Below are 25,747 nucleotides of genomic sequence, written 5' to 3' on the forward strand. Positions count from 1 at the left end.
CGATTCAGGCGCGTTCGGCGTAGATGAGGTCGTTGTTCTCGTACCCCATCGGCGGTCCGATGAACCTCCCGCCGCAGGTCACCAGGATCAGCGTCTCGGGGCCGTCCAGGCGATTGAGGTCGTCGGTGGGCAGCACGCCCTTGTTCACCGATGCTGTGCGGGTGACTCGGTAGCCGATCCGGGCACCGTCCTTGCCGGTGAGCGCCACGTGATCGCCGCGCTTGAGAGCGGAGAACCTCTTGGCGAAGCCGGTTCCCTGCCGGGCGTCGTCGACGTGCCCGGTGATCACCACCGAGCCCTTCCCGGATCCCGGTAGTGCGGAGTCGACCCACCAGCCGACCCGGGCGACATCGGTGGGCGGATACAGCGCCCCCTGGGAGTCCGTGGCCACCGCGTCCACCGGGGCGTCGGCACCGTCGGCGGTGACGGTCACCGGAGTGGTCGGGTCCGAGGCGGTCGCGGTGACGGGGGGCCGCAGATCACTCTGGGCGCTGGGATTGGACGACGGTGCCGACGCCGTCCCGGCGACCGTGTCTGCGCACCCCCCGAGGGCGAGCAGGCCGACCAGGGCCAGCGGAGCCGATGCCGCGACCGTGGACCGCCACCGCCCGTTGACGGTGCCCATCACCGGGTCCGCCCGGACGGGACGGAGGCGATCGGGACGCGGACGCTGAGGTTGCGCACCACCGGTCCGGCGGTGATCGCCGAGTTGGTGACCCGGACCTGGAACTGCGGGGTCAGCTGCACCTCGAAGGGCACTGCTGCCGAGTCTCGGATGTACCCGGCCGGTGCGGCGGTCTCGATCGCCCGGTAGCAACCAGACGGCAGAGCGAACGCCGCGATGCCGTTCGCACCGGTGGTGACCGCCTTGACCGCCTCGTCGGAGCCGCACCGTGCGATGACGAAGGATGCGCCCGCCAGCGGTGCCCCGGTGATGCGGTCGGTCTTGACCAGGGTGCCGTCGGTCTCCACCTGGTCGGGAGGAGTCGTGACACCGCAGCGGAACCGGAACGCGAGCCGGTTGACGCCGTTACCCTCCACGCGGGAGTAGGCATTGGGTCCGAGCAGAACGCACGATTCGGGCCATGCGATGGGCACCACGCTCACGCAGTCGCGGGGGAAGGCTCCACCGCCGTCGCCGGCGCTGTCGGTGCGCGCACCGCCCACCGGCCGCCAGCTGCCGCATTCGGCGACCGCGTACTCCGAGGGCACACCCCGTCCGTCCTGATCGCGGGCGGCCAGAGTGAAGCGGACGTTGCGGTTCGGCGGCGGCGTGGTCGACGTCGGCGGCACGATGCCGCCGCGTTCGAGGCTGAAGATGAAGAACACGCGTCCCGAGTCCGACGTTCTGGTCTGCACCGAGGGGGAGACGAGGTGCCAATTCGTCGGCACGTTCTCCACGGTGGCGCGAACGCAGGGCCCGGTCACCGCCGCGGCGCCGCCGTGCGAGAGCGTCGCGGCCGGGCCTCCGGAGCAGCCCTGTACCCGCACGGTCGCGCCGGGCACGCCGATGCCCTGGGTCTTCGCGTCGATGATCGCGACCTCCGCCACGGTCGGCCGCGCGGGGTGCCCCTGCGGGGGTGTACTCGTGGCGGGTGAGGTGGGAATCGTGATCGTCGGAGACGGACTGGGTGTCACAGGCCGGGGAACGGTGGTCGTGGGCGGTTGCGTCGCGGAAGTGGACGGCGGCGGCGGTGGTGGTGTGGGCGTGGTCGTGGTGGTGGTCGCCGGGGTGGACGGCGTCGGCGCCGGTGTGGTCGGTTCCGCCGATGCCACCGCGGGCAGCAGCCCGAGCATCGGCACGATCGCGGCCGGAATCACCAGCGCGCGACGGATACGGGTACTGCGGGTCCCGGTGTGCATGGCGTTCTCCTCGCTGGTGACCGGTGTCTACGTGGAGGAGATCGGGACGTCACGCGGGCTTCGTTAGCGGTGTTACTCGATCGTTATTGCGGCACAGCCGGTCCCGCGGCTCCGCGGGCATCGACGGCGACGGTGAACGGCCAGGTCAGTGCGGTTCGGAGCGCCCGCATGCCCGGCGGCGCCAGAACGGGAGGTATCGGCTCGCCGAGTGTGGAAACCCGGACCGTCGTCCCACTACAGCAACCGGTCCGAACGCACCTGCGCGGCGGGCTCGTGGAAGTACTCGGTGCCGGCGACGGGGGCGATGGCCCATGCCGGCAGACGCAGTAGCAACCGCATCATCTGGGCCATGCGCCCCGTCTTGGCGATCTCGGTGCGATGCGCGGCCAGCGCCCGCTGCTTGAGGGTGACGAACCGGCGCACGTCGATCCGGTGGGTGACCTGATCGGCGGGGGTGAACCAGGTTCGCGCCGCCGCTGCGTCACCGTCGCCGATCAGGCGCAACCGGGCCGCGGCAGCCAGTGCCCGGACCACGCGTTCCCGCGGTGCGGTGGCCTCGACCAGCCGGACACCGCTGGTTCCGGCGGCGCGGCGGGCGATGGCGTGCACTGCGAGGTGATCGCGGTGGCCGTAGCCGCCTGCCGCGTCGTAGCCGATCAACAGTTCCGCGGCCTGTTCGTCGAGGATCTTCGCGAGTTTGCCGGCAGGCTCGTCCACCCCCGCCTGAGCCAGCCGGACGCGCCCGCACGGGTCCGGGTGCAGATCCCGGCCGTGACCGCTGTCGGCGTATCCGAGCCAGTGCACCTCACTGACTCCGAGCGCCGTGGCGGCCTCGGCGAGCTCGTCCAGCCGGACCGAGGGGTGCGGCTCGTCGTCGCCGTGCATCATGCCGTCGGTAGCCACCACCAACACGACACGGTGCCCTTGAGCTGCGAGTTTCGCCAGCGTGCCACCGGTGAAGATGCACTCGTCGTCGGGGTGTGCGTGCAGCGCGACGACGGTGGCCATGCCACCTGTCTATCACTGGCGTCGCCGTCGTGCGGGCCGCGAGCGGGCTCCCGGTCAGAAGGTGGGCAGGAACGAGCCGAGAGTCAGGACCACCAGAACACCGATCAGCGGCGGAATGATGGTGACCATACCGATGTCCCGGTACGACTGCCGGTGCGTAAGGCCGCACACAATCAGGAGCGTGACTATCGCTCCGTTATGCGGTAGTGAATCGAAGCTGACCGAGGCCATCGCGATCACCCGGTGCAGGAGATCCGGGCTGATTCCGTGCTCGTCCGCGAGTTGGGCGAGCTGTGCGCCGAAGGTCTCCAAGGTGATCGTCAAGCCACCCGACGATGATCCGGTCAGGCCGGAGATGATCGCGGTGGTCGCCGCCCCCACGACGAGCGGTTCGTCGCTGAGCCCGAAGATCGAGTTCTGTAGGGCGGTGAAGACGGCGAGTGAAGCCACCACGGCGCCGAAACCGACCTCGGAGGCGGTGGTCAGTACCGGGATCGCCGCGTTCCGCGCACCCTCCGACAGCGCGCGGACATACCGCGAGAACATCGAGGGTTTCATGGCGAAGATGACCACGATCGCCGCGATCATTGCAATGGTGACCGACCACACTCCCAGCACGGCGTTGATCGAGGTGGTGCCGTACTTCTTCTCATCCAGGTAACCGAAATCGAGCCTCCTGGACAAGACGTACACGAAGAGCAGATTCACCGTGACCACCACGATGACGGGCAGCAGTGCCTGCAGGCCGCGGATGGTGGTCGAGCGGTCGGGCAGGCCAGCCGCGCGGGGTGGATCAGCAGGTGCGGCCCCCGATGGATCCGCGGATCCATGACCGGGCGACGCAGTTGCGGACACAGCCTCGTCGGCATTCGGGACGGGGAGCGCGCCGTACCCTTCTCCTTGTGCGGCCAGGGTGCGGTTGCGCCGTTGCAACCAGACCATACCGAGGCCGAAAGTAACTGCGGCGCCGATGATTCCCAATCCAGGAGCGGCGTATGTCGTGGTGCCGAAGTACTTGGTCGGGATGGCGTTGTGGATCTGCGGGCTGCCCGGGAGCGCTGCGGTGGCGAAGGTGAAGATGCCGAGCGCGATCGCAGCCGGCAACAGCCGGCGGGGGATGTTCGCCTCGCGGAACAGGGAATCAGCGATCGGGACCATGGTGAAAGCGATGACCCAGGCGGAGATCCCGCCGTAGGTGAGCAGGGCAGTCGCAACCGCGGTAGCGAAGATCGCCCGCTCGGCCCCGACCATCCCCGAGATCCATCGCGCGAGGTGGTCGGCGTATCCGGAGATCGACATCAGCGCCCCGAAAACCGCTCCGAACAGGAACAGCGGGAAGAAGTTCGCGATGAACCGGCCCGCGGCCGGCATGAAGATCTGGGTGTACGAGGCCATCAGCGGCGCGCCGGAGAACAAGGCACCGACCAGCGCGGCGACCGGGGCGGCGACGATGACCGAGTGGCCACGGTAGGCCAGCACGATCAACGTGAGCAGGGCCAGGACGACGCCGGCGGCTGCGAGAACCATGATGGTTCCTCCTGAATGGAGATCGGGTGAATGCTCGTCACGGGCGCACGCCCGGCGGCGAGCGCAAGTATTACCCAGATCACATTATCTAGTCAACAACTGAACTAGATTAGCGGCGTCGAGTGAGTAGGGAGCTCAGGTTGGCCGAGGAGGTCGAGCCATCGTCAGCGAAGCCGGCGTCCCTCTGTCGCCGCGTGTCCGGCGAGTAGCTTGTCCAGGAGGATCAACAGGATCGACCGCTCGGACTCGGTCAGTGCTTCCGCCCAGCGTGCTTCCTGGTCGTTCTGTCGTTCGTAGAGTGAGCGCGCCTCTGCGACTCCGCTCTCGGTCAGGTGCAGAATGTGACTGCGCCCGTCCTCCGGTGCGGGAATCTTCTCCAGAAGCCCTTCTTCGGTCAGCTTCGCGGTGAGGCCGGACACTGCTGCACGGCTCATTCCGGTCAGTGCGGCGGCTTCGGACGGGTACATGTCACCCGCCAGCCATATCGTGTAAAGCAGCTGGTAGGTGGCCCAGTTGCGGCCCGCAGGGCGGTGAATGGTCGACTCCATGGAGTGGGTGAAAGCGGTCGCGCCGCGCACCAGCGCCAAGAGCACCGAGGTGGCGTCGTGGTCGGCGGTCGGCGACTCGTGTGCCAACCGCCCCCGCACGTGGTCGACGAACTCCCAGTAGTCGAGGCCGCCCGCGTAACGCGGGCGTTCTGCGGCACCGCATCGGGTCGGCGCATGACCTGCGCCCTCGGTCGCATCACGATCGTCAGCCATGGAATCACAGTAGCCCGCAGGTGCGGGTGTTCCGTGGAGGCGCAGGACCCCGGCGTACCGCGGTAGTGCGGGTGTCGTGGTGCGCGGGAGCCGAGCAGAATTCCGAAAGTAATTCAGATATGAACTAGAATCTGTTAGGTTTCTGCTCGACGAACACTCCGACCGGGAAGGCGACATGCCCCACTACCGACGCCTCGGGACCCTGCCCAGACACCGCCACACAGCGCTGCGCGATGAATCCGGCCGACTGATCTATGAGGAGTTGATGGGAGAGGAGGGCTTCTCATCGGACTCGTCCCTGCTCTACCACATCGGCATTCCGTCGGCACTCGTCGACGTCCGCCGCTGGGAGTTGCCCGACCAGCGGCTGACCCCGAACGACCCGCTGCTGCCGATCCACCTCAAGCTGCACGAACTCGGGAAAGCCGGCGGCGGCGCGGTGGACGCGGTTCGAGGGCGGAGGATGATCCTTGGCAACGCGGACGTCCGGCTCGCGTACGCACACGTCGATACGACGTCTCCGTTGTACAAGAGCGCCCTGGGCGACGAACTCGTCTACGTGGAGAGCGGATCCGCTCTGGTGGAGACGCAGTTCGGGCCGATCGAGGTCGCCGCCGGCGATTACATCAACATTCCTCGTGCCACCATCCACCGCTGGGTCCTCCGGGACGGCGAGCGGGCCCGTCTGTACTTCATCGAGGCCAACAGTCACATCGGTCCACCGCGCAGGTTCCTCTCCAGCCGCGGGCAACTCCTCGAACACGCTCCGTATTGCGAGCGTGACCTGCGCGGCCCACAGGAACTGCAGCACGAGCGCGGTTCCGACGTCGAGGTGTACATCAAACATCGCGGCGGCGGAGCATCCGGGATCTCCGGATCGATCCACGTGCTCCCGCAGCATCCGTTCGACGTTCTGGGCTGGGACGGGTGCCTGTACCCCTGGGCGCTCAACATCGACGACTACATGCCGCTCACCGGCAAGGTGCACCAACCCCCACCTGCGCATCAGGTCTTCGAGGGTCACAATTTCGTGGTCTGCAACTTCGTGCCCCGTAAGGTCGACTACGCCGAGGGTGCGGTCCCCGTTCCCTACTATCACTCGAACGTCGACTCCGACGAGGTCATGTTCTACGTGGCAGGCGACTACGAGGCGCGCAAGGGTTCCGGCATCGGTCCCGGGTCGGTCACCCTGCACCCGGGCGGTCATCCGCACGGACCGCAGCCCGGCGCAGCCGAGGCATCGATCGGCAAGGACTACTTCGATGAGCTCGCAGTCATGGTCGATACCTTTGCACCGCTCGGCCTGGGCGAAGCCGCCCGGGAGATCGACGATCCCGCCTACCGCTCGTCGTGGACCGGCGGACCCAGGGCAGGGGAGTGACGTCGCGATGTTCGAGAAGTTCATCGACGACGCCGCCGTGTTCCCGCCCGGACTGGCCGAGCTCACAGATGCGGTGACCGACCACCTGGCGAACTCCGCCGGGTCGGCCGCGCCCTACGTCGGTCCATTGGTGCTTCCGCTGGACCAGGTGATGACAGCGTCGCAGATCGCCGCCGACCGGCCGATCATGATCTCGGTCGTGGTGCCGGCCGCATGCTTGCCCACTGTCGCCGGCCTGCTTCCGCACCTGCCCCCGACGACCATCATCGTCGCCGTCGAGTTGAAGATCGACGCGGCTGATGCGGATCTCCAGATCGAGGACGCTGCGCGCTTCGCGGCTCGTCACCGGATCGTGGTCTGGGCCGAATTGCACGCAGACATGGTCAACGACGGTCGCTTGATCCGGATGCGTGAGAACGGGGTCGCCCTCAAATTCCGGACGGGCGGCGTCACCCCGGAGGTGTATCCCACAGCAGGGGAACTGTTGACCGTGCTGTCGGCGGCAGTGCGTGTCGGAATCCGCTTCAAACTGACCGCCGGGCTGCACCGCGCGCTGAGGTACACCGAGGCCGGCGAGCACGGGCGGATCGACCATTTCGGCTTCCTCAACATCGCGGCCGCCGTGGCTGCGCTGCGTGCCGGAGACGCCGCCGGCGCCATCGGTGTGTTGCACTCCGACGACGGTGCCGAACTCGTCGCTGCAATCGGTCAGGATCCCAACTGGCGCAACAATTTCATCAGCTTCGGATGCTGCAGCATCGTCGAACCGCTGTCCACCCTCGCCGATGTCGGCGCCGTCGCCGACGAGGTACTCGCCGGGGTCGTCACCCGGCCGGACGACACCACCGACCGAAAGGAATCGAATCGATGAGCTCAGCCGCTGACAAGTACAGCGCCCACGGATTCGGAGTCGCCAACCTCCCGTACGCCTCGGTGACCGCCGACGACCGCACCTACCTCGCGACGCGCCTCGGTGATCGAGTGATCGACATCGCCGCACTGGCGGAGCGGATCCCCGGGCTCGACGAGGTCACCACGTGCGCCGTGTCATCACCGAATCTGGACGAACTCCTCGCGGCCGGAGTCGAGCACTGGGACCGGCTGCGCCGCTGGCTCATCGAGTCGGTCTCCGGTCAGTGGAGCGCGATCCCGGTGGAGGCGGCGAGTGTGCCCGTCGCGGCGGTCGCCTACAACATGCCCTTCACCCCGGCCGACTACGTCGACTACTACGCCAGCGAGGACCACGCCTCGAACATCGGCAGGATGTTCCGGCCGGATGAGGCACCGCTGAAGCCGAACTGGAAGCATCTGCCGGTCGGCTACCACGGCCGATCAGGTACCGTCGTCGCCTCGGGCACGGATATCGTGCGTCCCAAAGGACTGTTGCCCCGCCCCGGCGGGATCCCCGAGTTCGGTGCTTCCGAACGGCTCGACATCGAGGCCGAGATGGGCTTCGTCTGCGGTGGGGCTCCGCGTCGTCATGAAGTGACGGTGAGCGAGGCACCGCAGTACATCTTCGGCGCATTCCTGTTCAACGACTGGTCCGCCCGGGACATCCAGAACTTCGAATACGTGCCGTTGGGACCCAACCTGGGGAAGTCCTTCGCCTCCACGGTCGGTGCCTGGGTGGTGCCCTTCGCAGCACTCCACTCGGCCCGGGTGGATCCCCCGCGCAGGGAGTTCCCGATCGCCGACTACCTCGCAGACGGTGCGCAAGCCGGAGGGCCGTGGGGTCTGGACATCACCCTCGAAGTCGATCTGGACGGTGAGATCGTCTCGCGGCCCGAGTATCGCTCGATGTACTGGACGCCGCCGCAGATGCTCTCCCACATGACCATCAACGGCGCCTCGCTGCGTCCCGGTGACATGTTCGGATCGGGCACCATCTCCGGCCCGCAGCCGAGCACGCGCGGATCCTTCATGGAGTTGTCGTGGGGAGGGCGTGAGCCGTTGACCCTGCGCAACGGCGCCGAGATGACCTTCCTCCAGGACGGCCAGACGGTGACCTTGCGGGCGCTGGCTCCCGGCGCCGGCGGGGAGAGCATCAGCTTCGGCGAGTGTGCTGGAACGATCCTGCCGGCGACGGGACACTGACCGCGCGACCCGGGTCCGCCTCTCCACCCGATCCTCCGGGGCCCGGGTCGAGTCAGCGGGCGGAGGTGAGCTCGCCGAAGGTGGCGTACCGGGCGTCGGAGCGGGCACCGTCGGGACTGGACTGCTTGTCGACCAGGATCACCTGACCGATGAACGGCTCCACGATGCCGACCATCCGGATCGGTGCGGCGATGATCAGCTGGAAGCCGAACTGCTCGAAGGCGCGCAACGACTGTGCCGAGAACCGCTCGTCGGACTTGCTGAACGCCTCGTCGAGCATCAGCGGAGCGAAGGCCGGAGCATTGCCGGTGTCATCGCCGCCGGAATGGCTACCGAGCGCGAAACTGAGCGCGGCGGCGAGACAGAACGCGACGAGCTTCTCCTGTTCGCCTCCGGAATTGGTCGCCGTGTTGCGGTAGGTCACCACCGCCGGTGCATCCGGATCGGCGCCGACGGCGTTCTCACGACCGTAGAACGAGTAGCCGGTGCGCACGTCGAGAACGTTCTCGGTCCATCGGCGCGACTCCGGATCGTCACCGGTCAGCCTCAGAACCAGCCCGCGGATCCGTTTGAACTGTGCGGCCATGGCGACCGGATCGGCCCGTTTGGCGGCAGGGGCGTCACGCACCATCTCGTCCACCAGCTTCGCGAACTCGGTGGCCTCCGGAGTGGGCCGCGCAGCGTACGCGATCTGCAGATAGGTGCCCTCGTTGAACTCCACCCGGCGCAGTCCCTCGTTGACGTCGGCGATTCCCCGGGTGATCGTCCGGTGGGTGTCGTCGACCTCCTTGAACAGGTTCGACACCGAGTGACTGACATCGGTGGTGATCAGTCGCCGGAACTTCTCGGTGGCAGCCGCAAGACCGTGCGCCACCAGGTTCTCGTGCACCTTCACGAAGTCGGCGGCCGATGCCACATCCGCTGACAGTTCGGTGGACGCGTCCGGCCACTCCCGCAGGAACTGCTCCGCAGTGCGCACGATCCGCGCCTGCGCCGCGTCGCGGTCGGCGGTCGCCGCAGCCTGTTGTCGCTCCAGCTCGGCCCGCAGATCCGCACGGACCTCACCGTAGGTGTCCAGGGTCAACCGGCGCGGACGGGCTTCGTCGGCGGTGAGCAGGCACCACAGTGCGGTGTCGAGGAACTCGCGATCGTCGTCGGTCAGCTTCGGGGCGCTCTCGCCCTCGATCTTCTCCAGCTCCGCGAGCAGTTCATCGAACTCACTGCCCGCCCGGCTCATCGTTTCCGTGAGCGCACCGATGCGGGTCTGCGCTTCCGCCAGATCGCCGTAGGCGTTGTCGGCCTGCAGCTCCAACTCACCCAGGTCGGCGTTGCCGGACCGGGCTTCGGAGATCCGGTCCGCCAGGTCCTGCGCCTCCGCCTTCGCCGCCCAGTGGTCGAGTTCGGCCCAGGAGCCGTAGCCGAGCACACCGGTCGCACCGTCGGCGACCGACTTGTGTTCTGCTAGATCGTCCCGCAACGTCGCCGACGCCTCCGCGGCCTTGGCGTGCACCGCCGCGAGCTCGTCACGACGCCGCTGCAGTGCCTCCCGCTTGGAGCCGGTGTTGGTTCCCAGCACCCACTGCGAGCGGTCCGCCACGGAGCGGCGGTCGTCTTTGCGGAAGCGGCCTCCGGCGCTCTTGACCAGCCCCTCCGGGGTGACCGCCTGCTCGTAGCGTTCCAGCTCGGCGGGGGAGTCCACGCAGATGTGTCGCGCCGCCCGCGCGACCGCCCCGGACAGCCACCGTCCGGCGACCGAGGAGGTGTCGACGGTCAACTTCGTCGCGAGCGAACCCGGATCCGGACGAGTGGTGTCGGCACCGTCGACCACCTGGTAGGTGAGTACGCCCTGTACCCGGGTCGCGTTCACGTGATCGGCGACGGCCCGTTGATGCTCAGCGGGAACCAGCAGCGTGGTGGCCAGTGGGCGCAGCACGCGTTCCGCGGCGCCGGCCCACCGCTCCTGCTCCTGTGGCCGGACGTCGATCAGCTCCGCGGCGTACGGCAGATCCTCCGTGGGGACCCCGGTGGCACGGGCGATCGCATCACGGCTGTCCAACAGAGCCGGCGGGAGCAACGAGGCGCGGCGATCCAGCACCGAGAGTTCATCGTCGACCGACTCGACGGCGCGGCGCGCATCGGATTCGTCGGTGTACGCGCTGTGCACCCGGCCGGCCAGGGCCTCCGCCGCCTCCGTCGCGCGATCCCGGATCCCGGGAACCTGCTCGCGCAGAGCCGCGAACTCCTCCGCCGATTCCGGAGCGCGTTCCCCGAGTCGCTCGACGGCCGCGGCGAACCGCTCGTAGGCACGCTGACGGGCCTGGGTCTGCAGCTCGCGCGACTGCAACTCGGCCTCCAGCACACCGACCTCACCCTGCTCCTGCCGGAGCCGGTGCAGCAGGTCGTTGTAGCGCTGCTTGCGCTCCTCCGCGCGATCCTCCCAACGGGCGATCTGCGCATCCATTCCCGCGCGTTCGCCCTCGATCCGGTCCATCTGCTCCTGCAGAAGGCGCAGCCGGTGACCGCGCAGGTAGGAGCGGACCGGAGCACCGAGCAGATCGGCGGCGCGGGTGGTCCCGACGGTGGCCGACCGGTAACTCTGGTAGGCCTCCGGCATGGGGCGCAGCACCTTCTCCTGCGCCTGGGCACGGGCGGCGGCCCGGTAGGCCTCATCGAGTTGGGTGAAGTTCTCCACCAGGCGTTCTGCGCGGGCGTAGGTCTGCGGCCGGTCCAGCATGTACGTGCGGATGAAGGCGTCGAGATCGCCGACGTTCTTCATCGCCTTGGCCTTGCCCAGGAGCGCCAGAGCCGCACTGGAGGTGCCGATCCCGACCCGCCTGCGCAGTGCCTCCTGGTAGGCGGCCTGGGTGTCGAAGGACTCCACACCGCTGTGCCGTGCGCGCCAGCCACGGGTGTCGAAACCGGCGCCCGCCCAATCCTGCAGTTCAAGCAGATCGAACGATCCGGAATGGAGCTGGTACCAGGACTTGAGCGAGGCACCGTCGGTGCCCGATCCGGGGAACCACTTCACGGCGACCGCGGTGGTGCTGCTGCCGGCACCGTTGTCGTAGGTTGCGGCGACGGCGGACCACGTGGCCGAATCACCGCGCAGGTACTGCACTTTGGACTGCTGGTGCTCGTCGTCGTTGACCGCCCAGGCACCGCGAACGTAGTCGGCCATGGAGCGGGCCGCGCGTTTGGCGCCCTTGGCGCTCATGTCCGCCGACGCGTTGAAGGACTGGTCGTAGGTGGGCAGCAGTACCACCGAATGCGCGTCCATCAGCGAGCTCTTACCGGAACCCGAAGGGCCGGTGAGGATCACGCCTCGATCGTCGATGGGGAAGTCCTTGTAGCCGTCGAAGGTGCCCCAATTGACCACCTGCAGACGGGTCAGGCGGAACTGGCCCAGATGCCGGCGGGCGCTGCGCGCGATCACTTCTGCTCCTCGTTGTCGGAATCGTCCGGCTCGTCAGCACCGTCGACGGGGGCCGCCGCCTCGCCGAGATCATGGTCGGCGGTGGACAGGTCGCGGTACGCGGCGGTGTACAGATCCACCTGTTCGGGGGTGAGGAGCGAGGCGATCACCGAGTGCACGGCGTACCGGTCGGCGGTGCCCAGCCGACGGATCAGCCGACGGGTCTCGAGCTGATTGATCGCCGCATCGGCCTTCTTCACGAAACCGGCCTCGTCGGTGTCGCGCGCGGGGCGGAAGGTCAGCAGGTGGTCGATCATCTCCTGCCGGTCCACCACGGCGGTCTCGTCCGGGCTGGATAGATGCTTGAGCCGCAGGAACAGTGCCAGCACCGACGCCGCCAGCGACAGGCTTTGGGCGCGTAGCAGATTCCGCTGCCGCGGGTCGTTCTCGGTGACCTGCCGGGTGAAGGCGTGCTTGGTCTCCCGGTTGATCTCCAACTGCAGGTTCAACTCCGAGAGCCGGCTGCGCAGGAGCGTCTCCTCGGCCTCGATCACCGCCCAGTTCTTCGACCGGGACGAGACGTGCGGAGCGGCGATCAGCTCCTGCAGGGCGTAGCAGACCGTATTCGGCAGGGCGGAGGTGTCACCGTCGAAGCGGGGCGCGGTGTCGGCGCCGCGGAGCGACTTCACGGCCTCGTCGTCGGCGATGCTGAAGTCGTCGAGGTCGATCTCGGGCAGGCCCTCGTCGGCGGCGACGTCGAGCGTGTCGTCGAGCTGCGTCTCGTCGGTCATGTCAGGCCTCCTGCTCGAAGAGCGTGGTGGGCTCGGGCGCGGCCGAGGCGGGGGTCAGGGGCGGGAGCGCGGCGGCGAAGGCGACGTGCGGCACCGTCATCTCGCGGGGCCCGCGTGTGGTGTGCGCGACGACGGTGACGGGCCGTTCCGCGTCGACGGTGCCGTACCGTGCGCCGAGCGACCAGACGCCGACCACGTCGCCGGCGCGGGGCGTGTCGATGGCATCGAGAACGTCGGTGAGGGTCGCACCGTCGGATGTGCTGACGGCCTCGTTGACGGCTGTGTTGATCGCGCTGGCGAGCGCATCCCAGTCGATCGCCTCCCGGCCGACCAGGCGGGCGGGGTCGATGGTGAACTCGCCGGAGGTCTCACGAACCTCGGGCGGCAGGGTGACGACGCCGTCGTGGAAGCGCAACGCGCCGACGGAGTTGGTGTCGATGGCACTCATCGGTACCGCGAGCCCGGTGTCACGTCCGGCTGACACCGCATCGAAGGCGTCGACGGCCGCGCGCTGCGCCTCGGTGATGCGGGCGCGCAGCGACTGGTACTGCAGGAAGTCGCCGTCCTTGACGAAGGTGTTGATGCGGCGATAGACCTGGCCGCGGATCTCGTCGACCCGCTGGACCTGCATCCACATGCGGTCGAGGAAGCCGGTGAGCGAGTCGCGCAGATCGTCGGGGAGCTCCACCTCCTGCACCACCGACGCCACCGAGGTCTCGAGCTGCCGGCGCAGGCGGTGGTCGGAGAGCAGGGTGTAGAAGGCGTCGAAGGCCTTGCCCTCCGGTGTGTTGGCGAGTTCGTCGTGGCCGTCGAACAGACGCTGCAGGGTCTTCGCGTAGGCGCTCGCCCCCGTGTCGGTTTCGCCGGCGGCGGTGTCGGAGGTGTCGAGACCGTGGGTGAGCAGCGCGCGGGTGTGCTCGCGCAGTTTCTCGCCGTAGCCGAGGATGTCGGCGGGCATGCGTTCGGCGAGCGAACTGACGATCTTGAGATCGTCGACCACCTTGTCGTGGTCGTACTCGGGGATCAGGCCGGCCCGCAGCGCCTCGCGGCGGCGGGTGAGCTCGGCGATCTGTTCGTCCAGGGCGCGTAGGTGATCGTCCGGGTCGGCGCTCACGGTGACCGCCACCGCGGAGAGCCGAGCGGTGACCAGCTCCAGCGCGGTCTCGGTCGCGACGTTGCGGTCCAGTGAGACGGCCTGCACCTGTCCGAGCGCCGTGGTCGCGCCGCGGGTGAGTTGGATGATCTCGCGGTCGGTCTCGTCCAGTGTGCGTGAGACGAAACCGTGCTTGACCCATTGGTCGAGGACGTCAGTACCGGCGGGGACGGGCCGCGCCCGCTCCGTGAAGTGGTGCGCGAGGGATTGCAGGTCGACGGTGAGCGCGTCGCCCAGTTCCTCGGCGTCGACGGGGCCCGTGCCGAGCCGCGCCGCCATGAGGGCCAGGTAGGCGACGGCGTTGGGGGAGCGGAGCAGGCGGAGTGCGACGTCGTTGTCCGTGTTGTCGGTGAACGCGGCGTACAACTGCGCCGCCGACATCCGCGTCGGGAGCGAAGCGAGCGGGCGGCGTGACTGCGCCATCGTGTACCTCCCCTTGCGTATGCGACGGTCCAGTGTATCGAGGACGTCGCGCTGCTCGGGTTGGGCCGCGTCCTGGGGGACCGGCTACTCGGCGATGCGGCGGACGAGATCGGACAGATCGACTTCGAGTGCCCTGCTCAGCGCGACGAGCGTGGTGAAACGTGGATTCGCCGGCGTGCCCTTACGGCGATCGGACAGGCCGCTCTCCAGGAGCTGGAGGTGATTGGTGCTGATCCCGACCTCCGCGGCGAGGGCTTCCTGACTGAACCCTCGATCGACGCGTAGGCGGCCGATCTCGACGCCGAGCCGCTGGGCGAACGCGGCTTCGAAATCGGACTCGGGCATTTGACAAGGGTCTGGGCCCGGACCAGTCGGAGCCACCATGTATACATGGGGAAATGTCCGATCGAGATCAGCGGGGAGGCCGTGGTGACGATCGAGCCCTATCGCCTGTCGTTCACCGCCGGGGGGCTGCTGGTGGAGGAGTCCGCTGCGGTCGCGAGGTTGTTGCTCGACGAAGGCGATGCGTCGCGCGCATGGAAGCTCGGTGTCGAACGTAACGTCGTGCAGCAGCGCTCACGCCGTTCGACAGTGCGCCTCACGAGCGAGGCTGTTCAGCGCCTTGCGCTACTACCGTCCCGTGGCCTCCGCGTGCTCGCGGCGGGCCCGGGCGCGCAGTCGCGGATCCTGCTCTGGGTGGCGGCATGTGCGCGCTACCGGTTACTGCGCGATTTCGGCAGCGAGGTGCTCCGGGATCGCTTGGTCACCGAGCGTCCGCTGGTGCAACCGGACGATTTCGAGACGTTCTGGGATGTGCAGGCCGCGTGGATCGACGAGCTACGAGATGCGGCACCGTCGACGCGGGTGAAATTGCGTCAGAGCACGTTCCGAATGGCCCGCGAGGCGGGATTCGTGGCCGACGGTGGCCGCGTGGTCGCGGCGGCCCCGTCCCCAGAAGTCGCGGACGTGCTGAGCCACATGGATGCCGCCGTGGCGCTGAGTCTGCCGCTGTACGAATCCCAGTTCGCCGACATCGGAGCGAATGCTGGGGGGCAGCGGCTATGACGGAACCGAACCGGGAGAACATGTCGCCGGCCGAGCGGTTCGACCTGGCGTACTCGGTGATGCGTTCGGACGACTTTCTCCACATGCGGGGGCAACTCGGCGAGGTGCCCTATTTCATCCTGGGCCACCCCGCGGCGGACGAGCCGGAGATCGGCACCCAGATCCGGCGCCTCGTGAGTCGACTGCGCGCAGACGGCATCGAGGTCTGCGAGGTGGACCTCTGGGCCCTCGCCCGTGCGATGTGGGACGAGACCGGCCAATGGAATCAGATCCTTGAACAGGAGTCCGCATTACCCAAGGACGCATTCGCGGACGTGGGCAATGTGGTCTCACCGGAGCGGTACTTGTCACCGCGGATCGCGTCCGTCGTCCGCGCTCAGGAACCCTCGCCCCACTTGGTCATTCTGACCCATGTCGGCCGGCTGTACCCGCTGGTTCGTGCCCACACCGTTCTGAACACCCTGCAGCCACTGCTGTCCGATCTGCCCGTGGTGCTGGTCTTCCCCGGGGAGTACCGGCAATCGCCCACGCAGGGGGCCTCTCTCGTGCTGTTCGGCCAACTCCACGACGACGACTACTACCGCGCATTCGACCTGCTGAAACTGGGGAACCCGTGACGAACCTGGAACAGATCCTCGCCAAGGACATCGATCGTCCGCTCGACGGTGTGGTCAAGGCGTCCAGCTCGGGACGGCTGCGCACCGAGGTGCAGGAGTACGTGATCACCGCAGAGGTCGCCGACCACCTGCGGGACCTTCTGGACGCGTACACGTTCCCGGGCGAACCGCCGTCGAACGGGGTGTGGATCGCCGGGTTCTTCGGGTCCGGCAAGTCGCACCTGCTCAAGATGCTGGCGTACCTACTCGGCGACGTTCCTGGGTCGGAAGTCCCTCGCGCGGACGTCGTGGCCGAGTTCACGGCGAAGCTGCCCGCCGACGACGCGATCCTCCGCGGTGCTCTCGGTCGCGCGGCCGCCACACCGGCCACGTCCCTGCTGTTCAACATCGACGAGAAGGTCGACAAGAACAACAAGGATCAGCCGAGTGCGCTGCTCGACGTGTTCGTCCAGGTGTTCTACGAGGCGGCCGGGTTGTTTGGTAAGAGCCCGTACATCGCCCGGTTCGAGCGTGATTTGGCTGCGCAGGGCGTCCTCGAGCAGTTCAAGGTAGCGTTTAAGAGGCACTACGGCAAGCCCTGGGAGCAGGGGCGGGAGCTCGCGATCTTCGCCGACGCCGCTGCCGAGAAGGCCTACGCAGAGGTGACCGGGCAGTCCGTCACCGCGCCGCTCGCCACGTACCGGCAGACGCACAGCGCCACATCGATCGAGGCATTCACGGAGGAAGTAGCGCAGTGGCTCGACGCGCAACCGGCCGGGCACCGTCTTGCATTTTTCGTGGACGAGATCGGCCAGTTCATCGGTCAGAACACCCAGCTCATGCTGAGCCTGCAGACCATCACCGAATCGCTGCACACCCGGTGCCGCGGCCGCGCGTGGGTTTTCGTGACCTCGCAGGAGGTGCTCGAGTCGATCTTGGGCGACCGCTCCAAGGAGCAGCAGCAGGACTTCTCGAAGATCCAGGCGCGCTTCGCCGTTGCGCTCAAGCTGGATTCACGCAACGTCAAGGACGTGGTCTCGCGGCGCTTGCTGGAGAAGACGCCGGACGGCGTCGGGCTCCTGTCGGGTATCTACGAGACCAAGCACGAGAGGTTCCGGTCACTGTTCGCGCTGCAGAATCAGCGCCCCCTCAGCAGTTACGCCAGTGAGAGCGACTTCGTAGCCACCTACCCGTTCGTGGACTACCAGTTCGAGCTGTTCCACGACGCGATGCGCGGCCTCTCGGACTTCAACGCGTTCACCGGTAAGCACTCCTCGGTCGGCGAGCGCTCGTTGCTCGGGGTCACGAAGGACATCGGCTCGTCGATGAAGGCGTCTGGTATCGGCGCGCTCGCGACGTTCGACATGTTCTACGACGGCATCGAGAAGTCGCTGAACTCCGATATCAAGGCGAACGTGATCAGCGCGGGGCGCAACATCACCGGGACCGATCGCGATCTGCAGTTGCGGTTGCTCAAGGCGCTGCTGATGACGAAGTACGTCGACTGGTTTGAGGCCACTCCGCAGGCATTGTCGGTGCTTCTCACCCACGAGATCGGCGCGAATGTGTCGGCGCTGCACACCGACGTCGAGCGGGCGCTCAAGGAACTCGAGCGTGCGACGTACGTGCAGCGCTCGGGTAACACGTACTCGTATCTGACGAACGAGGAACAGGACGTCGAGAAGGCGATCAAGAACCACGCCCGCAACGACGCCGACGTGAAGAAGCTGCTCAACGATGAGATTGTGGCGACCACCGGCGTGGGTGGCAAGATCCGCCACGATGCCACGAGTGTTGACCTCGGGCTCGAGCGTTGGCTCGATGACGAGCGGCAGGGCCGCGCGGAACCACTGAGCGTTCGGTTCATCACTCCGTACGGGTATCGCACCGTCGACGATGTGAAGCAGCAGTCGATCGGTGCGGCCGGGGCGTTGTACGTCGTGTTGGACCTCACCGACCGCACCAGGGACGACATCGAGCTTCACGTCCGTACCGCGAGCTACGTGCAACTGCAGATGAAGTCGACGCTGCCCGAGTCGAAGCAGCGGATCCTGGCCTCACACGGGCGCGCCAATGTCGAACGAGGTCGCGCCGTGCGCGCGGAGGTGGCGCGCGCGGTCGCGAACGCCGACCTCGTGCATAACGGGACGATCGTGCAGGTAGGCGGTGGAACCGCGAAGGATCGAGTGAACGCCGGCCTGCAGGTGGCGATCGAATCGCTGTACCTGCGCATCAACGAGGCCCGCGCGGCGTCGAGTCTCTCGGACGGCGACGTCGGCCGCATTCTGCGCGAGGAAAACACGCTCGACCTCGACGTGACTTCCTCGCTGGATGAACTGGCGCGCACCGTCGTCAACGAGGTGCAATACGCGAGGTCGCGCCAGGTGGACGCCACCGTGGGCCACCTCGTGGAGCACTTCGCGAAGCCGCCGTTCGGCTGGTCCACCCCGACGGTGCTGGCCATCGTCGCGCACGCCGTTGTCGCCGGACAGGTGCGCCTCCGCCTCGACTCGCGCATTCTCGTGCGTACCGAGATCGCAGGAGAGCTGACGAATCGTCACAAGCATCGCCAGATCCACGTGGACGAGGTGCGCGCGCACGACCCGGCCAAGGTTCGGAAGCTGCAGCGGTTCCTCGCGGAGTTCGCCAACATCAGTGACGCTTACCCGAACACTGACGACCTCATCGAGAAGGTCCGGTCCGAGCTGGCCGGCACCGCCGACGAGGTTGCTCGGTGGGTGGGGGAGCCGTACCCGTTCACGGATCAGGTGGGGGCGCTGGCGAAGCGGTTGCGCGCGGTCGTGGACGGCCGGGCGCCGGAGTGGTACCTGGGTGAGTTCCTCGACGATTCTGACGACCTGCTCGACCTCAAGGAAAACGAGCTCGATCCGATCCGCGGGTTCCTCAAGGGGCAGCAGCCCGCCGTGATCGCTGCAGCACGGAGTTTCCTGCGGGACAGGGATGCCGACCTGCACGACGCCGATGCCGATGATCTCGCGCAGCTCCGTGCAGACCTCGCTGATCCGGGATTCCTTCGTGGGGACGTCGTGCCACGGATCAAGCGCGTGCACGAGCGCTTGCTCACGCATGTCGACGATGCCGTGGCACGAGACCGCGACGCGCTCGATGCGGAGATCGACGCGACGGTCATCGCTCTTCGGTCGAAGCGCGAGTACATCGAAGCGGACCCGGCTGCCCGGGAGAGCGCCGTGACGGCGCTGCAGAAATCACGCGACGCCGTAGCGAAGTATGCGACTCGTGGCTCCATCGCGTTGGCCTCACAGTCCTTCCAGGCCACCTACCAGGCAACACTGAACTCGCTCCTGGCGGCTCGAGCGGCGGTCGATACCTCGGGCGGTGACGGGGATGCGAAGAAGGGCGGCACCGAGCGGGCCGGCACTACGCCACCGCCTCAGCCGGTCACTGTGCATGTCTCGAAGATCAGAGTGCCGAACGTACCGGCGACGCTGCAGACCATCACTGATGTGGACGAGTACCTGGGGGAGTTGCGCGCCAGCCTGGTGGCGGCGATCGACGCCGGGAAGACGGTGGTCCTGTAATGGATTCCTCGAAGCTCGAGAAGTTCGCCACGGCGGCGCGAGTCACCCTCCTCGATCAGATGGCGGGCCTGGTGACTCAGGCCCTGAACGATCCGAAGATCGCAGCCGAGTACCCGAACGATGTCGCGGGGCTGCGTGCGGCAGTCGCAGAGCACGGCGAGACCTGGGTCGCCGACACCGCCGCTCACACCTGGTTCAACCGCCTGACGGCGGCACGCTTCATGGATGTGCGCGGCTTCTCCGGGCTGTACCGCGTGGTGTCCCCGGCGGAGGGGGCCGCGTCGAACCTGCCGGAGATTCTGCTCCGCGCGCAGTCCGGGGAGTTCGGCGATGAGATTCCCGATCGCACGCAGGCCGAGGTGTCCGCGCTTCTCGGCGGTCGGCGTACCTCCGCGAACCCGCAGCTCGAGGCATATGCGTTGCTGCTGCGCGCGATGTTCGTGGCCTGGTATCCGTCGATGCCGGAGGTCTTCACCGGGCCTGCTGACTGGATCCGCCTGCTGGTGCCGGCCGATCTGCTCGCGCCCACGTCCGTCCGGGAGCGTGCCGTCGCCGTGATGGACGACGACGCCTGCGAGACCGTCGAGGTGGTCGGCTGGCTGTATCAGTTCTACAACTCCGATCTCAAGGATGAGATCAACAAGGCGAAGGTGCCGATCGACGCCGCGGAGCTCCCGGCCGTCACCCAGCTGTTCACCCCGCATTGGATCGTGCGATACCTGGTGGAGAACTCGCTGGGGCGACTCTGGCTGCGATCCCGGCCGACCAGCGGCTTGCGCGAGCACATGCCGTATTTCGTGGAGCCGATCGAGGGGCAGCCGGACACGGGCGTCACCGTCGACTCACCCGAGGAAATCCGCGTGGTCGACCCCGCTTGCGGGTCCGGCCACATGCTCACCTACGCCTTCGACCTGCTGTTCCACATCTACGAGGAAGCCGGCCACGCTCGAAGCGAGATCCCGCAGAAGATCCTCACGCACAACCTGCGCGGTCTCGAGATCGACTTGCGCGCCGCACAGCTCGCCTCCTTCGCGTTGGCAATGAAGGCCCGGGAGAACGACCGACGGTTCTTCAAGCCCAAGAACGGTGCGCCGGTCCGCCCGGACATCGTGCGGATCGAACCGCTGGACTTCGATGGAGACGACGTCGAGCTACTGGCGCGGGGCCTGGACCGCGACGACCGTGCGGCGCTGGAAGCCCTGCTGCACTCGTTCGTCCACGCCGATACTTTCGGCTCGCTCATCCGCGTGGAAGCTGCGGGTATGGCGGTTCTCGGCCGGATGCTCACCGATGCCGAGGCGTCCGACGGCGCCGATACCACCGTGGAGGCACGTCGGGAAGTGCTCACGCGAGCGCGACGCCTGTATCGGCAGGCGAGTGCACTGGTGGACGATCAGTACCACGTCGTCGTCGCCAATCCGCCTTACCTCGGCAGCACAAAGCTGGGGACGCTCCTAGCCGAGTTCTCGATCAACGAGTACCCGGTGTCGAAACTTGACCTGTATGCCATGTTCATTGAGCGCAACGGTGAATTGTGCGTTACCGGTGCTTCGGTGGCGATGGTGACGCGAGACGGATGGATGTTCCTGAGCACCTACAAGAGTCAGCGGGCTCGGATGCGAGAGTCGTATCTCCTCTCATCCAATGTGCACCTCGGTACCGGAGCGTTCGACAGAATCAGCGGAGAGGTGGTGTCCACCACGGCGTTCGTCCTGGATGTCGCACCATCGCGCACGTCGTTGACTCGCTTCTTCGGACTCTCGGCTGTCCAAGGGGACGAGGAGCAGGAGCAAGAATTCCGGCAATTGATCGATGATGACACTTTGGCGGGCAGCGGAACCGTGGCCGCTGCGCCGTTGTCCGTGTTCGATATCGTGCCCGACAGCCCGATCGTATACCAATGGCTGGGGCGGACACTTTTGTCGTTGTTTGGATCTGTTCCATTGCTCGGCGATAGCGTTCCGATAAAGAAGGGGACAAATACCTCTAATGATGCTCGGTTCGTCCGTCTGTGGACCGAGATCTCGTACGGACGATTTCAGTCTCACTCGGCGTCGAAGAAGGAGTCTGAGGATTCGGCAAAGAAGTGGTTTCCATTCCTTAAAGGTGGAGGGTATCGAAAATGGTCTGGGAACTCCCAGTTCTGCCTGAACTTTGAGGACTCCGGCCGCGAGTTGATTAATGATTGGGGGCGGGCGAGCGTCCGCAGTCGGACGCTTTTCTTCGAGCCGGTAATCTCGTGGTCGGACATTACGTCCGGCGCTCCCGGGTTTCGGATGTATCCACCTGGATACATCTCGAGTAGCGTCGGTCAGGGAATATTCGCTACCGATTCTGACATGCACTTCGTCCTGGGGTTGCTGAACTCTGCAGTGTCTCGTGAAATTCTCGCAGCCCTTTCTTCGGGGCTGCATTTTAATGCGGGTGAAATTAAGAAGATTCCTCTGCGTATGCCGGAGATGGGGGACGACGAACTGACTGAGATCTTGGCGAATGTGGACTCACTGGTTGAGATCTCGCAATCCGACTGGAACGCTGCCGAGACGTCCTGGGATTTCTCCCGTAATGCTCTGGTGTGTCGAGGTTCCGAGGTGCTGCTGGAGGCCCTGTGCGCGATCGAGTGGGACTCTGCGATGATAAACAGCTCACGCGTATTGGCGTTGGAGGAGCGGAACAATCGACTCTTTCTCAGATTGTATGGGATTCTGGACGAAGTTGACTGGTCCGTTGCGATTAGTGAGGTGTCTTTGTCGCAGAATCCTTACTTCCGGTTTGCGCCCACGAAGGGTGAAGTGCGGACGGAGGAGGAGTACCGCACTTTCTTCAATCTTGACCTGGCGCGGGAACTGTTGTCGTATGCGGTCGGGTGCATTATGGGTCGATACAGCCTCGATGAACCCGGACTGATCCTCGCGGACGCCGGATCGACGCTGGCGGACTTCGAGGCGAAGGTGCCGAATGCGCGGTTCCGGCCGGATGAGGACGGGATCGTACCGATCACGGAGAACGAGTACTTCCCAGACGACATCGTCTCCCGGGTACGGGAATTCCTCGCCGTCGCGTTCGGCGAGGAGAACCTCACCGCGAACGTGAGTTGGATCGAGTATGCACTCGGGTCGGGCAAGCGGAAGGACCTGCGGCAGTACTTCCTGAAGGACTTCTACAACGATCACCTCAAGATGTACTCGAACCGGCCGATCTACTGGCAGGTGTCGTCGAACTCGAAACAGCCCAGCAAGGGCTTCAATGCGCTGATCTACCTGCACCGATACACCCCGGCAACGCTCGGCATTGTCCGTGAGAACTACGCGAACGACATGTTGGACAAGCAGGAAGCCCGGCTCACCACGATCGCGCACGCCCTCGACACTGCGGACAAGGCTGAGGCGACCAGGCTCCGCAAGGAACAGGACGAGCTGACCCGGATGCAGCGCGAGATCCAGGACTGGCTCACGACCACACTGTTCCCGCTGTCCACCGCGGAGATTGCGCTCGACCTCGACGACGGCGTCAAGCAGAACTATCCGAAGCTCGGCGCGGTGCTGAAGAACGTGAAGGGACTGTCGTGACGGCGGCACCGTCGAACCGGATCGCCGAGCTACTGGCGGAACGGTACGCCAGCAGCCCCGTCGTCAACTGGAACGACGTACCGGGGGAGTACGCGGAGAGTCTCGACGTGATCGTCGGCGCACTCGGATGCGACGGCTATGAGGTGTCCGTGCATCGTGTCGGGAACAATGAACTCGGCATCAAGACCCGGGTGTACGCGGACCTCGACGACCCGTCGCGCGACCAGAAGCATTGCCACCTGGTGTATCGCATCGGCGAGCGGCCGGCGAAGCGGGAGAACTGGCTGCTCGATCTCGAGGTCGGATACGGCCTTTTCACAGCAGACACCGCGGCGATCCTGGTGCACGAACTCGGGCTCACAGACCGGGGCGTCGATCACGTCGTGGCGGCGCACGCCCCTGCGTTCGCCGCTCCCGGCCGCGCCGAAAAGATCCGCTTCCGACTGGCCGCACTCGATCCCCAGCTCCCGGCTGCCAAGCTCGCGGAGACCGCCCTGGCCTACCTGTCGGCTGAGATCCTGGGACTCGACGGTCAAGGCAGTCACCGGTTGCAGGAGATCGTCACCGCGCTCTTCGAGGACTACGCCGACGGGGATGACGCGCGGTACCAGTCCCTCGTGGACGCTGGCCTTGCGGACTTCCTGTGGCAGGGATGCGCGCGGATCTACGGCTTTCAGTCCCCGGATCCGAGCGTCGCCGGGCTCGTGACCTGGATGTTCGACCAGGCGTGGAAGCAGTGGCCCGACGCCCGAAATCCTGCCCGGATCGACTTCGAACGGCTGCGTGACGGCCGGCGTTACGGGCCCCTGTTCAAGCGTCTTGCGGAGACCGCGGAGCGGGACCTCAACATCGCGGACCAGCTGCGCGCAGGCGACCAACCGGTCGCGGAGCTGGCCGTCACCGATGTGTTCCCCGTCGTCGATCACGCCATCATCAGCAAGCTGGCCGCAGCCGTGTACCGGCGTGAGCTGGCTCCCGACGCGGCCCGCGAGATTCTCGCCCTGCGGCGCAGCACCACCTGGTTCTTAGACCAGGAGAATGCCTACACCGCCCTTGAGGCTGCAGCCGAGTGCCTCACTCGGATCGAGGCATTCCTCCCGGTGATGGCGGATGCCACCGACGGCATCCGCAGCTACGCGTCCTCGTGGGCGCCCATCGACGGCGCCTACCGCCGGTTCCGGCGCTGCTTCGCCACGGCGGAGACCGAGCTGCCCACCGAACTCGCCGACAAGGTCGAGAAGCAGTACCTCCAGGTGTACCAGCGTCCGCTCGCCGCTGCGTGGCAGGCCCAAGTGGACAGCCTTGACGAATGGCGAGTGCCCGGAATCGAGCTGTTGCGCGGATTCGCCGCGCACGATCTACCTGCCAAAGCCAAGACCCTCGTCATCATCTCGGACGCCTTCCGCTACGAAGTCGGCCTCGAACTCGCACAGCGCGTCAACCGGGAGGACTACTGGTTCGATGCGACCGTCGAACCGCGCCTGTCACCGCTGCCCTCCTTGACCTTTGCCGGCATGGCGGCGATGCTCCCGCACACCCGACTGAGCCTGCACGGCGAGTCGGTCCGGGCCGACGGTGCCTCGACCTCCGGGCTCACAGCCAGGAACGCGCTGTGGGCCAAGGCACACGCCACTGCCATCAAATTCGACGAGGTCATGTCAATGGGTCCGGCCGACAGGTATGCGTTGTGGCAGGGCAACGAAGTGCTCGTCGTGTACCACGACACCATCGACACGGCCGGTCACGAGGCGCCGCACCAAGTGCCCGAGGCCGCCTACCGCGCGGTGCGAGATCTGCTTCGGATCATCAAGACCTTCGGCAGCGGGAAGATGCGCGCGAGCAGGGTGCTTGTCACGGCAGACCACGGGTTTCTCTATCAGCGGTCCGACCTCGAGCCAGCGGACTACCTCAGCGAGGCACCCCAGGGCGACGCAGTCGCGTTCGGCCGCCGGCACGTGATCGGTGACGGACTGAAGGACCAGTCCGCATTCACGACGTGGACTCCGCAGGCGCTCGGGTACGACAGCGGTGACGAGGTCCAGATCCCGCGCGGGCTGCACCGGCTCCGCAAGCAGGGCGGGGGATATCAGTACGTGCACGGCGGAGCTTCGTTGCAAGAGGTCGTGGTGCCACTGGTGACGCTCACGCGCGGGCGCAGTACCGCAGTGAGCAAGGTCTCGGTCGACGTCAACGTCAGCACACCCACGATCACGACGAGCACCGTCATGGTGACGCTGCTGCAGCGGGATCCGGTGCTGGGAAAGAAGCGGGGACGCGAACTCGTGATCGGCGCGTATGCCCCCGACGGAGTTCTGCTGTCGGGGGAGCGCACCGTGGAGGTGGCGAGCGAGGCGGAGGACATCCGTGACCGGGGGCGCACCGTCGAACTCGTACTGAACGAGGAGGCCGAGCGCTATAACGGCCAGGTGATCACGATTCGGGCGGCGGAACGGGTCAACGGTCAGTTGACCCCGTATCAAAGCACGACGGCAACACTGCAGCGCGGATTCGGAGGATTCAATGACGCATTCTGAGGGTGAACTC

18 protein-coding genes are annotated in these 25,747 nt (G+C 66.6%); 9 read left to right on the forward strand and 9 right to left on the reverse strand.

What is annotated here, in order from left to right:
* Window positions 1–4 precede the first annotated feature (4 nt).
* Window positions 5–625 carry a class F sortase gene (locus ACYVHG_RS01710; RefSeq protein WP_461165690.1) on the reverse strand — a complete coding sequence of 207 codons (621 nt, stop codon included), beginning with the start codon at window positions 623–625 and terminating at the stop codon, window positions 5–7.
* Window positions 625–1,551: a SpaA isopeptide-forming pilin-related protein gene (locus ACYVHG_RS01715; protein ID WP_461165691.1), complete on the reverse strand. Its 927-nt coding sequence runs from the start codon at window positions 1,549–1,551 to the stop codon at window positions 625–627. The genes ACYVHG_RS01710 and ACYVHG_RS01715 overlap by 1 nt, the downstream gene beginning before the upstream one ends.
* Before the next feature lie 58 nt (window positions 1,552–1,609).
* Here ACYVHG_RS01715 and ACYVHG_RS01720 point away from each other — a divergent pair, with 58 nt between their 5' ends.
* Window positions 1,610–1,930: a hypothetical protein gene (locus ACYVHG_RS01720; protein ID WP_461165692.1), complete on the forward strand. Its 321-nt coding sequence runs from the start codon at window positions 1,610–1,612 to the stop codon at window positions 1,928–1,930.
* Between the two features lie 167 nt (window positions 1,931–2,097).
* On the opposite strand, the gene ACYVHG_RS01725 is transcribed toward ACYVHG_RS01720, so the two are convergent.
* The 3 genes from ACYVHG_RS01725 to ACYVHG_RS01735 form a co-directional block, all read right to left on the reverse strand.
* Window positions 2,098–2,871 (reverse strand): PIG-L deacetylase family protein, encoded by a 774-nt coding sequence (locus tag ACYVHG_RS01725; RefSeq protein WP_461165693.1) that lies wholly within the window; start codon window positions 2,869–2,871, stop codon window positions 2,098–2,100.
* A 54-nt stretch (window positions 2,872–2,925) separates the two neighbouring features.
* Complete coding sequence (locus ACYVHG_RS01730) at window positions 2,926–4,398, reverse strand: GntP family permease (protein WP_461165694.1); 1,473 nt, start codon at window positions 4,396–4,398, stop codon at window positions 2,926–2,928.
* 164 nt (window positions 4,399–4,562) lie between these two features.
* Complete coding sequence (locus tag ACYVHG_RS01735; RefSeq protein ID WP_461165695.1) at window positions 4,563–5,159, reverse strand: MarR family winged helix-turn-helix transcriptional regulator; 597 nt, start codon at window positions 5,157–5,159, stop codon at window positions 4,563–4,565.
* 175 nt (window positions 5,160–5,334) lie between these two features.
* Between ACYVHG_RS01735 and ACYVHG_RS01740 the strand changes: the two genes are divergently transcribed.
* From ACYVHG_RS01740 to ACYVHG_RS01750, 3 genes are read left to right on the forward strand one after another with little or no spacing between them, the layout of a single operon-like run.
* Window positions 5,335–6,540 (forward strand): homogentisate 1,2-dioxygenase domain-containing protein, encoded by a 1,206-nt coding sequence (locus ACYVHG_RS01740; RefSeq protein WP_461165696.1) that lies wholly within the window; start codon window positions 5,335–5,337, stop codon window positions 6,538–6,540.
* Window positions 6,541–6,547: 7 nt separating this feature from the next.
* The gene (locus ACYVHG_RS01745; RefSeq protein WP_461165697.1) at window positions 6,548–7,411 is read left to right on the forward strand and encodes a hypothetical protein; all 864 of its coding nucleotides are present in this window, start codon (window positions 6,548–6,550) and stop codon (window positions 7,409–7,411) included.
* Entirely contained in the window at window positions 7,408–8,634 is a 1,227-nt protein-coding gene (locus ACYVHG_RS01750; protein WP_461165698.1) for a fumarylacetoacetate hydrolase family protein, read from the forward strand. Before ACYVHG_RS01745 ends, ACYVHG_RS01750 begins: the two co-directional genes overlap by 4 nt.
* Before the next feature lie 52 nt (window positions 8,635–8,686).
* Here ACYVHG_RS01750 and ACYVHG_RS01755 read toward each other — a convergent pair whose 3' ends face one another.
* The 4 genes from ACYVHG_RS01755 to ACYVHG_RS01770 all read right to left on the reverse strand — a co-directional run bounded on the left by ACYVHG_RS01755 (window position 8,687) and on the right by ACYVHG_RS01770 (window position 14,758).
* Entirely contained in the window at window positions 8,687–12,067 is a 3,381-nt protein-coding gene (locus ACYVHG_RS01755; protein ID WP_461165699.1) for an ATP-binding protein, read from the reverse strand.
* Window positions 12,064–12,837: a DUF4194 domain-containing protein gene (locus tag ACYVHG_RS01760; RefSeq protein WP_461165700.1), complete on the reverse strand. Its 774-nt coding sequence runs from the start codon at window positions 12,835–12,837 to the stop codon at window positions 12,064–12,066. Before ACYVHG_RS01760 ends, ACYVHG_RS01755 begins: the two co-directional genes overlap by 4 nt.
* A 1-nt stretch (window position 12,838) precedes the next feature.
* Window positions 12,839–14,413, reverse strand: coding sequence for a DUF3375 domain-containing protein (locus ACYVHG_RS01765; protein WP_461165701.1), 1,575 nt, complete (start codon window positions 14,411–14,413; stop codon window positions 12,839–12,841).
* A gap of 84 nt (window positions 14,414–14,497) precedes the next feature.
* Window positions 14,498–14,758 carry a helix-turn-helix domain-containing protein gene (locus ACYVHG_RS01770; protein WP_461165702.1) on the reverse strand — a complete coding sequence of 87 codons (261 nt, stop codon included), beginning with the start codon at window positions 14,756–14,758 and terminating at the stop codon, window positions 14,498–14,500.
* Between the two features lie 84 nt (window positions 14,759–14,842).
* Between ACYVHG_RS01770 and ACYVHG_RS01775 the strand changes: the two genes are divergently transcribed.
* From ACYVHG_RS01775 to pglZ, 5 genes are read left to right on the forward strand one after another with little or no spacing between them, the layout of a single operon-like run.
* Window positions 14,843–15,478, forward strand: coding sequence for a DUF1819 family protein (locus ACYVHG_RS01775; RefSeq protein WP_461165703.1), 636 nt, complete (start codon window positions 14,843–14,845; stop codon window positions 15,476–15,478).
* Window positions 15,475–16,095 (forward strand): DUF1788 domain-containing protein, encoded by a 621-nt coding sequence (locus tag ACYVHG_RS01780; protein WP_461165704.1) that lies wholly within the window; start codon window positions 15,475–15,477, stop codon window positions 16,093–16,095. Before ACYVHG_RS01775 ends, ACYVHG_RS01780 begins: the two co-directional genes overlap by 4 nt.
* Window positions 16,092–19,634 (forward strand): BREX system P-loop protein BrxC, encoded by a 3,543-nt coding sequence (gene brxC, locus ACYVHG_RS01785; protein ID WP_461165705.1) that lies wholly within the window; start codon window positions 16,092–16,094, stop codon window positions 19,632–19,634. Before ACYVHG_RS01780 ends, brxC begins: the two co-directional genes overlap by 4 nt.
* Window positions 19,634–23,203 carry a BREX-1 system adenine-specific DNA-methyltransferase PglX gene (gene pglX / locus ACYVHG_RS01790; RefSeq protein ID WP_461165706.1) on the forward strand — a complete coding sequence of 1,190 codons (3,570 nt, stop codon included), beginning with the start codon at window positions 19,634–19,636 and terminating at the stop codon, window positions 23,201–23,203. Before brxC ends, pglX begins: the two co-directional genes overlap by 1 nt.
* Window positions 23,200–25,737 (forward strand): BREX-1 system phosphatase PglZ type A, encoded by a 2,538-nt coding sequence (gene pglZ, locus ACYVHG_RS01795; protein WP_461165707.1) that lies wholly within the window; start codon window positions 23,200–23,202, stop codon window positions 25,735–25,737. Before pglX ends, pglZ begins: the two co-directional genes overlap by 4 nt.
* The last annotated feature ends 10 nt before the right edge of the window (window positions 25,738–25,747 follow it).

Source organism: Tsukamurella serpentis, from assembly GCF_054780975.1.